This is a genomic window from Bartonella sp. AP11XZML, from assembly GCF_042196445.1.
Taxonomy (GTDB): Bacteria; Pseudomonadota; Alphaproteobacteria; order Rhizobiales; family Rhizobiaceae; genus Bartonella.
The window spans coordinates 38,075-49,587 of sequence record NZ_JBHIQF010000090.1; the positions used below are offsets into that span (position 1 = coordinate 38,075).

Consider the following 11,513-nt stretch of genomic DNA (forward strand, 5'->3'; position numbering starts at 1 on the left):
ATTTCCCACTACAAAATAAATGCTAAACAGCACCCCTTATAAAAGAAAAAACTTCTGTTTATCATCAAACTTTAAAGCTATAAATTCATCATCCTACATAGGAGCAATATCCCAATTTTATTAATATTTATAAGAGAGTTCTATCAAGAAAATGCTTCTATTCACAGCAAATAAACACCTAAAATAAAAAGAAAAACAATATACCTCATCTAAGCACTTTAATTTTTGACCATTTAATTGTATTTTTCTTTAAATATTAATTTCTCTTCCTAAAGTTCAATGTGTAAATAAAGCAACCTTGTCTTTATGACTTTATCCCCAAAAAGCTCTTCTAAAGGTCTAGAAAAAACAAAAAGGGCAGGTTAAATTTGCTCATGCCTCCAAGTCTTCTTACCCCACTTTTTAATTCTATCCGAACTCTTTCTGGTATTACACCTAAAGTCTATGGTTTATTGACCAAACTCTTAGATGTTAATCCCACACAACGCGAAGCAACCCTTATTGACCTTCTTCAATTAATGCCCCATTCCGTTATAGACCGCAGAATGCGTCCCAACATTGCTTGTGCAAAAGAAGGAGATACTGTTACGCTCGAAATTATCATCGATCAGCATCAACCACCACCCCGTGGTCACAACCGAATTCCCTATCGTGTTATTGCCCATGATCACACAGGAAAAATAAATTTAGTCTTTTTTCATGCTCAACCTCTTTGGCTAAAAAAACAACTCCCCGAAGGAAAAAAAGTCATTATATCAGGAAAAGTTGAATGGTTTAATGGACAGCTTTCAATGGCGCATCCAGACTATATTGCCCCAAGCGAACAATCAAATCAGATACCTCTGATCGAACCTGTCTATCCCTCTACTGCCGGACTAACTGTAAAGACACTAAGACGCGCCATACAAAACGCTCTTGATTTTATTCCTCTTCTACCAGAATGGATAGATGAAAATGTAAAAAAGCAGCAAAATTTTCCTTCTTTTTCTGTTGCTTTACGCCGTATCCATGCGCCCATTAACCCCAATGATCTATCCTTAGAAAGTACAGCACGCAAACGTCTTGCCTATGATGAATTGCTCGCTTGTCAATTGGCACTAGGACTCGTGCGTTTGAAAACTAAATCTCTTGTTGGCACTTCTCGACCATCAACAGGAATTTATACTAAAAAATTGCTTAATATCCTCCCCTTTCAACTCACAACCGGACAAAAAAAAGCAGTAGAAGATATCGCAAATGATCTTGCTTCACCAGAACCGATGCTAAGACTACTTCAAGGTGATGTAGGCGCAGGAAAAACTGTTGTTGCATTGATGGCAATGGCACAAATTGCTGAAAATTCAGGACAATCAGCTTTAATGGCACCAACTGAAGTGCTTGCTAGGCAACATTTTGCCACCATCGCTCCTCTTGCCGAAAAGGTCGGATTACAAACAACGCTTTTAACAGGACGAGAAAAAGGGAAATTGCGGACAAACATCGTGAATGATATTTTGTCAGGTCAAGTTTCTATTGTCATCGGAACCCATGCTCTCATACAAAACAGTGTTACTTATAATAATCTCGCTTTAACCATTATCGATGAACAACACCGTTTTGGTGTCCATCAACGTATCGCTCTTACAGAAAAAGGCAATAAAGCTGATATGCTGGTTATGACCGCCACGCCCATTCCGCGCACACTTGTCTTAACAGCTTTTGGTGATATGGATGTCTCTAAAATTACCGAAAAACCAATGGGACGACAACCCATTACAACAGCAACGCTTTCTTTGAAACGTCTTCATGAGCTTATAGAGAGAATCGCAATTGCATTAGAAAAAGGAGAAAAACTCTATTGGATTTGTCCTTTAGTAGAGGAATCGACAGCTCTTGATCTCACTTCAATTGAAAACCGCTTTGCATTTCTCCATGAGCGCTTTGGAGCACACGTTGGTATGATCCATGGAAAAATGTCTACAGCAGAAAAAGAAGCCGCTATGGCATCTTTTAAATGTGGAAATACACGTATTTTAGTTGCAACCACAGTCATTGAAGTGGGAGTAGATATTCCAGATGCTTCGATCATTATCATCGAACACGCGGAACATTTTGGCCTTTCACAATTGCACCAATTACGTGGACGTGTAGGACGAGGCGATAAAAAGTCTTCCTGCATTTTGCTCTATAAAGATCCACTGACTAAAACAGCAGCAACACGCCTTAATATTATCCGCAATACAGAAGATGGTTTTGAAATCGCTGAAGAAGATTGGCGCCTACGAGGCGAAGGAGAGCTTTTAGGTACAAAACAATCTGGAGTCCCTGAATTTCATATAGCAAACCTTGCAGTTCATAGCGATCTTTTGTCAATGGCAAGAAAAGATGCTCGTTTATTTTTACAACGCGATCCTCATCTTTCTTCTGAGCAAGGACAAGCTTTACGGTTGCTCCTTTATCTTTTCGGACACAACGATGCTGCACGCCTCTTACGAGCAGGATAACAAAGACCCTCTAATAAAAAACTTAAATATCTCTCTGTTCAAATATGGTTTTTTCTTAGAATTACCCATAAATGATCTACGCAGTCTCTTACCATCTTTATGCTTCATGAACGAATAACAAATCAACTGCATTAAAACAGTAGAAGCAATATTGCGTCTTTTTTACCATTATATTCACATAGCTGATCCATTTTTTGATAGGTAAGAAAATATTTTTCGTTTTATCGTAAAGGATTGAGAAAGAAAAAAACTGTCTACAGCATTCTCGTTCAACAGAGAAAATGAAAAAATAAGTTTCATTATAAATCAATTTCTTACACTTGATTATTCTCCAAAAGATTCAGAAATATACTTTTATTCAACCGTGACTGATTTTGCTAAATTACGGGGTTGATCAACATCTGTTCCTAATAAAACAGCCGTATGATAAGCGATTAACTGAACAGGGAGTGCATAAATAATAGGAGAAATAAATTCTGGAACATCTGGCAAAGTGATCGTTGATAAAGTCTTAAGACAAGCCACCTCTGCTCCTTTTTTATCGGTTATTAAAATAATACGACCATTACGCGCTACCACTTCTTGCATATTAGAAAAAGTTTTTTCAAACCACCGATCATAAGGTGCAACAACAATAACGGGTATTGTCTCATCCACCAGAGCAATTGGTCCATGCTTTAATTCACCTGCCGCATAACCTTCAGCATGAATATAAGAAAGCTCTTTCAGTTTAAGAGCTCCCTCCAAAGCAATCGGATAAGAAGTTCCACGTCCCAGATAAAGAACACTTTTTGCATTCACCAAATCACGACAAATACATTCAATTTTTCTCTCTAATTTTAAGACCTCATTTAAAATACGTGGAACTTCTGCCAACTGTTGAACCAGTTGCTTTTCTATTTGAGCCGAGAGATAGCCACGTTGTTTAGCCGCACTAAGAGCGAGTGAAGCAAGCGTTGCCAATTGACAGGTAAAAGCTTTTGTTGAAGCAACACCTATTTCCGGTCCGGCAAGTGTTGGGAGAATAAAATCAGCCTCCCTTGCCATTGTTGATTGCTCTACATTCACAATTGTTGCTGTTTTTACACCCCGCTCACGACAATAACGCAAAGAAGCCAATGTATCAGCTGTCTCACCAGATTGAGAAACAAACAGCGATAACACATCAGACGTTATAGGAGGTTCACGATAACGAAACTCCGAAGCAACATCATTATCAACACTTAAAGCGGCAAATTTCTCAAACCAATAGCGCGCAACTAAGGTTGAATAATAAGCCGTTCCACAACTCGCAAAAAGGAGACGATGAATATTTTTCCAATCAATCAAATTCTCAAGGGGTCGAACGACATAATTTCCAAGATCAAGATAATGCGCCAAATTATGAGAAATCACTTCAGGTTGTTCAAACATTTCCTTGTGCATAAAATGACGATGATTACCCTTAGAAATCAATAAAGCCCCTTCAAGTAATGTCGTCACAGGACGTTTTACCGGTTGATTATTAGCATCATAAATTGTAACACCTTCCCGTGTGAGAACAGCCCAATCCCCATCTTCCATATAGCTAATATAATCAACGAATGGTGCCAAAGCTATGGCATCTGACCCCACAAAAAATTCATCTTTTCCATAACCAATTGCCAGAGGTGGACCAGAACAAGCCGCAATCATAAGGTTATCTTCACCTTCGAAAATAAGAGCAATAGCAAAAGCCCCCTGCAGCCTTTTCCAACTGGTACGTATGGCTTCTTGCGGAGAAAGACCATCTTTTAATGCACGCGTTATTAAATGTGCAATAACTTCCGTATCCGTCTCTGTTTCAAAGATACAACCATCCTCTATGAGTTCCTTTTGCAGTTCTACAAAATTTTCAATAATACCATTATGAACAATCGCAAGCTTTTCAGTCACATGGGGATGCGCATTGCGTTCAACAGCAATTCCATGCGTAGCCCAACGGGTATGACCAATCCCTAAACTTCCCTCCAGAGGTGTTTTTTTTAATTTTTCTTCTAAATGAACAAGCTTCCCCTCAGCACGTACACGATAAAGATGCCCATTATAGACCGTTGCCACCCCAGATGAATCATACCCTCTATATTCAAGACGTTTTAACCCCTCAACCAAAGAGGACGTAACACACCTCTTTCCAAGAACTCCAATAATTCCACACATTAAAAAGCTCCAACCCACATCTTAAGATTCAAATTTTACAAAACAATCCAACAGCCTTTATTTAAAACTATAAATAATAAAAATAATTCAAACATGGAATACGGCAATCTTTAAGAATAAATCTTCCATCCATCGTTAGATTAACACGAAACAAAAGAATAAGCTGAAAATAATCATTTTTTCTGTTTGTTTTCTAACAAACGCTCTCGAAATTTTGTCGCATAGCCCTCTTTTATAACCTGTCGTGCACGCCCAAAAGCCATACTGTTCATAGGAATATTTTCAGTAATAACACTTCCTGAAGCAACATAAGAGCCATCCCCTATTACCAATGGGGAAACAAGTGCCGTATTAGACCCAACAAAAGCATGATCACCAATCATGGTTTTATATTTGTTAAATCCATCATAATTGCAAGTAATCGTACCGGCTCCAATATTGGTATGTGCACCAATTTCGGCATCACCAATATAACTTAAATGATTGATTTTAGAAGATTCTCCTACCTTAGCTTGTTTGACTTCACAAAAATTTCCAATCTTTACGGACTTAGCCAACTCTGTTCCAGGACGCAAACGTGCATAGGGACCAATCTGTGCATCTCTACCAACCACAGCACCTTCGAGATAACTAAATGCATGAATAACCGCACCAGATTGTACTTTTACGTTTAACCCAAAATAAACATTTGGTTCTATCACCACCCCTGGTGCAATTTCTGTATCATAAGAAAAATAGAGTGTTTCTGGCTTTAAGAGTGTAACACCCGATAACATTAAATCGCGCGCTTTACGTTTTTGCCACAAAGAATCAGCCTCAGAAAGCTCAAAACCGTCGTTAATTCCTACAATATCTTCAAAAGGAACTTCAACAACACGCACATCTAATCCTTCGCGTGTTGCAAGAGAAGCAATATCTGTTAAGTAATATTCTTTTTTCACATTATTATTACCAACTTTCTCTAAAAGAGAAAGTGCATGTTTTCCACGCATAGCGAGTATTCCACCGTTACAAAAAGAAATCTTTTTTTCTTCATCGCTAGCGTCTTTTTCTTCTACAATTGCAATCAATTGACCATTTTTCTCGAGAAGACGCCCATAACCTGTTGGATGTTTGGTATGAAAACCTGCAAAAACAACATCTGCTCCATCAGCAAGCTGTGCACGCATTTGGTGCAATGAATCTTGCTGAATGAGAGGAGTATCCCCAAAAACAATGAGCACATCATCCACCTCCTTTTGCAAAGCTAAACGAGCAGACAAAACAGCATGGGCAGTTCCTAAACGCTCTTTTTGTTCAAAAATCATTACATCTTTTACAAATGACTGAACAACGTGCATAACCTCCTTAGCACCATATCCCACAACAACCGCTAATTGTGAAGAGCCTGCCAATTCTATTTGTTTTAGAACATGGCATATAAGAGGCAATCCAGCAATTTTATGAAGTACCTTAGGCAGAGACGATTTCATGCGCGTCCCCTCACCTGCGGCAAGAACAATAGAAAGACAGCTTCTAACCATAAAAACACATAAGACTAACGAGAAAATCCAAAAAAATTCATAATACTGTGCCAACGAATATCTTCAATATAACTCAACGAAGGATAATGTTCTAAAAGCCAAAATGAAAGATCCTGCATAGAACCTGTTAAAAACAAAATCCCTGTAAGAATAAGAAAAACACCAATGATTTTTTCAACTTTTCCTAAATGAATACGAAAAGCTCCTAAAAATCGCATAAAACTGCTCGAAAATAAAGCTGCTAACATAAAAGGAATAGCAAGACCTAATGCATAAACCGCTAAGAGAACAGCTCCCTCTCCCACAGTTTCTTTTGTTCCAGCAAGCGTTATAATAGGACCTAAAATAGGGCCAATACACGGTGTCCAACCAAAGGCAAAAGCTAAACCGATAATATACGCGCCTAAAGGACCAGCAGGTGTTTTTTTGGTCTGAAAACGCGCCTCACGAAATAAAAAAGCGATCTTGAAAATCCCCAAAAAATTTAAACCAAAAATAATAATGACAATTCCAGCAGCAAGGGCAAACCAATCACGATAATAACCGATGAATTTCCCAATTGTACTAGCACTGGCACCTAAAGCAACAAAAACAGTCGTAAACCCAAGAACAAAAGCAATAACAGAAGATAATAAAGCCCACCGGATAAAGACTTTCTCATCAGGCTTTTCTGAACGAAAATCATCAATACCAACCCCTGCCATATAGCACAAATAAGGAGGAACTAATGGCAAAACGCATGGTGACAAAAAAGAGAGTGCCCCAGCAAAAAACACACCAACTGTTGAAATTTCAATCAAAATTCATACCCCGTCTTTCATCATAGTTTACCCCCATGAACAACGATCAATCCACATCTTCATCAATTTGTTGCATATTTTCTTCATTCGCTACCACACTTATATCTTCATCATGACCAGAAACGACTGAAAAAACTTTTTGATAGATTTTATCTTTATTTTTAGCAATTGCAATATACTCTCCCTCCGCTAACACGAGTGAAACATACGCACCTACTGTTTCATAAACGATATCACCAGAATCATTGGCAAGAGACCAACTTGTATCTGCAAGCGCTTCCCCTCCTTCTTGTCGTACCAGTTTTAAGACAATCTGAGCGGCCTGATGTTCAAGAGTAACTTCTGTTATTTTACCAGCATCCACTTGAATATCCGAACGAGCCGTCGCATTAATGGAACCATAATGGGAAGCAACATGGTAGCGGCCAGCTTTTAAACGCACAACTGATTGGGGTTTAACATTTGATATAATCACTCCCGTATCATCATTTTCTTTTTCATCCTCATAAATAGTAAAACGGAGTTCCTTTTCATTCATTACGCCATTGAGAAGTGTTGCATTTAAAATGACACCACCAGCCTCAAGATTAAAGTTTTTTACAAGACTCTGCCCATTTTCTAAACGAATATGGCGCACAGCACTCATATGACCAAATGAGACATGAACAAGATAATTTCCTGGTTCGAGATCAAAACGTGCACTTCCCCCCTTATAGGTTGCCACTAATGGTAATTTATTATCAATCCCTAGAATAGGGGCATAAACCCGCCAGACAAGCCCTTCTTCAATATCCGGATGACTATTTGTTAATCGAGCATTCAAAATGAGTTGTGTTTGAGATGCTAAGTTTTCGTTCTCCTGCTCTTGAGTCTTTACAATAAAACTCCTTGATTGTCTCTGCTGCTGATCTTGCCCTTCTCCTGCTTCAGAAAAAGCACAGTGGCTCCAAGTCAATAAAGCAAGCACCACGCACAACCATACACATCGGTGCACTATTTTTATAAGAATACCCATTTTTGCATTGTTGACCAACATGATCTTTTTTTCAAGAAACAATATCACACAGCCATCATTTTAAATTGAGAAACTTACACCACAACCACATGATGAAACAGCATTGGGATTGTGGATTTGAAAAGATTGCCCCATAAGATCATCAACAAAATCAATCTCAGCTCCTTCCATAAAAGGAAGTGATAGTAAATCAATAAACACAACTGCCCCGTCTTTTTTGAGGACGAGGTCATCTTCACACATTTCAGAAACCAAGTCATATTTATAAGAAAAACCAGAACACCCACCACCTTCAACAGAAATACGTAATGCTATTTTATCGGGTTCACGCAAAAGTATCTGTGCAATTTTTTTGGCAGCAACATCTGAAATTTTCACATTCATTTTATATATCCTTGCATTAAACCATCAAGAAAGAGTATCCTACACTCAAAGAGCAGTTTATTTCTCATAAACCACTCTCAATTTTAAGATGATAATAGACAGCTTGCAATGGATATAGGCAATATCAACTTCAATTACCAATCTCGAGCAGTATACAGTGCTCATCCACAAACAAGCCGTGGTCGATTATACCATGAAACGATGAGCACCACACGCTCACTTTTTCAACGAGATAGAGATCGTATTATCCATTCTAATGCATTTCGACGTCTTAAACATAAAACGCAAGTGTTTATTGCTGATGAAAGCGATCATTACCGTACTCGCCTAACCCATTCCATAGAGGTTTCTCAAATTGCACGAACATTAGCCCGCGCCCTGTGTCTTGATGAAGACCTTGCCGAAGCCATTGCCCTTGTTCACGACTTTGGACACACACCCTTTGGCCATGCAGGAGAAGATGCTCTTAATGAAGCCATGACACCCTATGGCGGCTTTGACCATAATGCACAAGCATTACGCATTGTCACAAAACTAGAACAGCGCTATGCAAATTTTGATGGACTTAACCTTACATGGGAAACCCTCGAAGGACTTGTAAAGCATAATGGCCCCCTTTTAGGTCCTTACGCGAAGAATAAGGAGGTTCCTATCGATATTTTACAATACAATGCGAAACAAGACCTTGCACTTGATTGTTTTGCAGGACTAGAAGCGCAATGTGCTGCTATTGCAGATGATATCGCATACAATGCGCATGATATTGATGATGGTCTACGTTCGCAATTTTTAACACTTGATCAATTTGAACATGTTTCACTAACAGCAGCAATATTAAAAGATATAACAGATGAGCATCCCCACCTCGACCAAGCGCGTCGCGGTTACACACTTGTACGAAGACAAATAACAACCATGGTTGAAGATGTTATCAAACAATCACAAGAAAATTTAGCACGAATCAAACCAACAAGCATAAACGATATTCACCAAGCAAAACAAACCATTGTCACCTTTTCACCGACAATGACCGTTTATGAAAAAGAACTAAAAAACTTTTTATTTAAAAATCTTTACTACCATGAACAAGTTCTTAGTCGTCGCAATACAGCAAAATGCATTGTACAAAAATTATTCAATTGTTATTATGAAAATCCAAATACAATGCCTGAAAGTTGGCAGAGCAAAACAGTGCACTTAAAAAATCAAGAGTTAGCACGTTTGATTGCTGACTTTCTTTCAGGCATGACGGATCACTACGCTCTACGTGAATATCAGCGTTTATTTGACCATATAGATAATTTCGTTTAATGGCTTTTGGCATCATCATGGAAGCTAAATATGAATATCTTTAAAAACTTCGAAAAAAAAATTAAGAGATCAATTGAATTATCTGATATAAAAGGAAAAAATGGAGAAGATCTAGATTTATCAAAAATCACTGTTGATCCTCCGCGTGATTCCTCCCACGGTCATTTATCAACCAATGCTGCTATGGTGCTTGCAAAATCTATTGGAATCAATCCACGTGCACTTGCAGATAAAATCATAGAACTTCTTAAAAATGATTCCTCTATCGAAAATATAGATGTTGCCGGTCCTGGTTTTATAAACATAAAGCTTACAAAATTGTTTTGGCAAGATGCTATAAAATCTATGCTTGAATTAGGCACTTCTTATGGTCGTATTCCAATGGGACAAGGAAAATGCGTCAATGTTGAATATGTCTCAGCAAATCCCACTGGACCAATGCATGTAGGACACTGCCGCGGAGCAGTTGTTGGGGATGTTCTCTCCAATTTGCTACAATTTACGGGCTATAACATTACAAAAGAGTATTATATCAATGATGCGGGTCAACAAATCGAAGTCCTCGCCCATTCGGTACTATTGCGCTATCGTGAAGCTCTTGGGCAAGAAATTAATGAAATTCCAGAAGGACTCTATCCTGGAGAATACTTGATACCATTGGGTCAATCGCTTGCTCAAGAGTTTGGTGACCAACTCCTCACGATGGATAAAGATGAAACCTTATCTCTTGTGAAAGAACGTGCAATTCATGCAATGATGTCCATGATTCGCGAAGATTTGGCTGCTCTTAATATTTATCATGATATCTTTTTCTCTGAGCGAATGCTTTATGCAGATAATGCACGCGCCATTCGTAACACCATCAACGACCTCACTTTAAATGGTTATATCTACAAAGGAAAACTCCCCCCTCCCAAAGGACAAAATACAGAAGACTGGGAACCAAGCGAACAAACTTTGTTCCGTTCAACAAATGTCGGTGATGACCAAGACCGTGTTTTAGTCAAATCTGACGGTTCTTACACTTATTTTGCTGCTGATGTTGCTTATTTTCGGGATAAATTTAATCGTCATTTTGATGAAATGATTTATATTCTAGGCGCAGACCATGCTGGCTATGTAAAGCGGCTAGAGGCAATGGCAAAAGCAATTTCTGGGGATAAAGCTAAATTAAGTGTCTTCTTGTGTCAATTGGTAAAACTTTTTCGCAACGGTCATCCTGTACGCATGTCAAAAAGAGCAGGATCTTTTGTCACTCTACGGGATGTTGTCGAAGAGGTTGGGCGTGATCCTGTGCGTTTTATGATGCTATACCGTAAGTGTGAAGCACCTCTTGATTTTGATTTTGCAAAAGTAACAGAACAATCAAAAGATAACCCCATCTTTTACGTACAATATGCAAGTGCACGTTGTCACTCAGTCTTTCGTCAAGCACAAGAAGCGCTTCATATTAAAAGCTTTTCAAATAATACATTGATTGCCCATCTTCATCGATTAACAGATGACCATGAAATATTGTTAATACGCAAACTTTCTGAATATCCACGTATCATTGAACAGGCCGTAATTCATAAAGAACCGCATCGATTAGCGTTTTACCTTTATGACCTTGCCTCCAGCTTTCACACCCATTGGAATAAAGGGAGTGAAAATCTCAATTTACGCTTTATTCAACCTGATGATAAAGAGTTATCCTTTGCAAGATTAGGATTGATACAAGCTGTTATCAATATTTTATCATCAGGGCTTACCATCATAGGAGTCGAAGCACCCATAGAAATGCGTTGAAAAAGTTCTATAAATACATACAATAGGTACT

At 38.5% G+C, this 11,513-nt stretch carries 8 protein-coding genes; 3 read left to right on the forward strand and 5 right to left on the reverse strand.

The features are described 5' to 3' along the window. The first annotated feature begins 374 nt into the window (after positions 1-374). Complete coding sequence (gene recG / locus ACFIMG_RS08850; RefSeq protein WP_375679228.1) at positions 375-2,483, forward strand: ATP-dependent DNA helicase RecG; 2,109 nt, start codon at positions 375-377, stop codon at positions 2,481-2,483. A gap of 354 nt (positions 2,484-2,837) precedes the next feature. On the opposite strand, the gene glmS is transcribed toward recG, so the two are convergent. The 5 genes from glmS to ACFIMG_RS08875 all read right to left on the reverse strand — a co-directional run bounded on the left by glmS (position 2,838) and on the right by ACFIMG_RS08875 (position 8,383). Next, on the reverse strand, positions 2,838-4,661 hold the full coding sequence (gene glmS, locus ACFIMG_RS08855) for a glutamine--fructose-6-phosphate transaminase (isomerizing) (protein ID WP_375679227.1): 1,824 nt from the start codon (positions 4,659-4,661) through the stop codon (positions 2,838-2,840). 173 nt (positions 4,662-4,834) lie between these two features. Then, entirely contained in the window at positions 4,835-6,184 is a 1,350-nt protein-coding gene (glmU, locus tag ACFIMG_RS08860; RefSeq protein ID WP_375679226.1) for a bifunctional UDP-N-acetylglucosamine diphosphorylase/glucosamine-1-phosphate N-acetyltransferase GlmU, read from the reverse strand. 14 nt (positions 6,185-6,198) lie between these two features. Then, positions 6,199-6,987 (reverse strand): cytochrome c biogenesis CcdA family protein, encoded by a 789-nt coding sequence (locus ACFIMG_RS08865; protein WP_375610470.1) that lies wholly within the window; start codon positions 6,985-6,987, stop codon positions 6,199-6,201. 43 nt (positions 6,988-7,030) lie between these two features. Then, the gene (locus tag ACFIMG_RS08870) at positions 7,031-8,020 is read right to left on the reverse strand and encodes a carboxypeptidase regulatory-like domain-containing protein (protein ID WP_375679241.1); all 990 of its coding nucleotides are present in this window, start codon (positions 8,018-8,020) and stop codon (positions 7,031-7,033) included. A gap of 39 nt (positions 8,021-8,059) precedes the next feature. After that, positions 8,060-8,383: an iron-sulfur cluster assembly accessory protein gene (locus ACFIMG_RS08875; protein ID WP_273791197.1), complete on the reverse strand. Its 324-nt coding sequence runs from the start codon at positions 8,381-8,383 to the stop codon at positions 8,060-8,062. 108 nt (positions 8,384-8,491) lie between these two features. Between ACFIMG_RS08875 and ACFIMG_RS08880 the strand changes: the two genes are divergently transcribed. Both ACFIMG_RS08880 and argS read left to right on the forward strand, forming a co-directional pair. Next, positions 8,492-9,694 carry a deoxyguanosinetriphosphate triphosphohydrolase gene (locus ACFIMG_RS08880; protein ID WP_375679225.1) on the forward strand — a complete coding sequence of 401 codons (1,203 nt, stop codon included), beginning with the start codon at positions 8,492-8,494 and terminating at the stop codon, positions 9,692-9,694. A 30-nt stretch (positions 9,695-9,724) separates the two neighbouring features. Continuing rightward, positions 9,725-11,482, forward strand: coding sequence for an arginine--tRNA ligase (argS, locus tag ACFIMG_RS08885; RefSeq protein ID WP_375679224.1), 1,758 nt, complete (start codon positions 9,725-9,727; stop codon positions 11,480-11,482). The last annotated feature ends 31 nt before the right edge of the window (positions 11,483-11,513 follow it).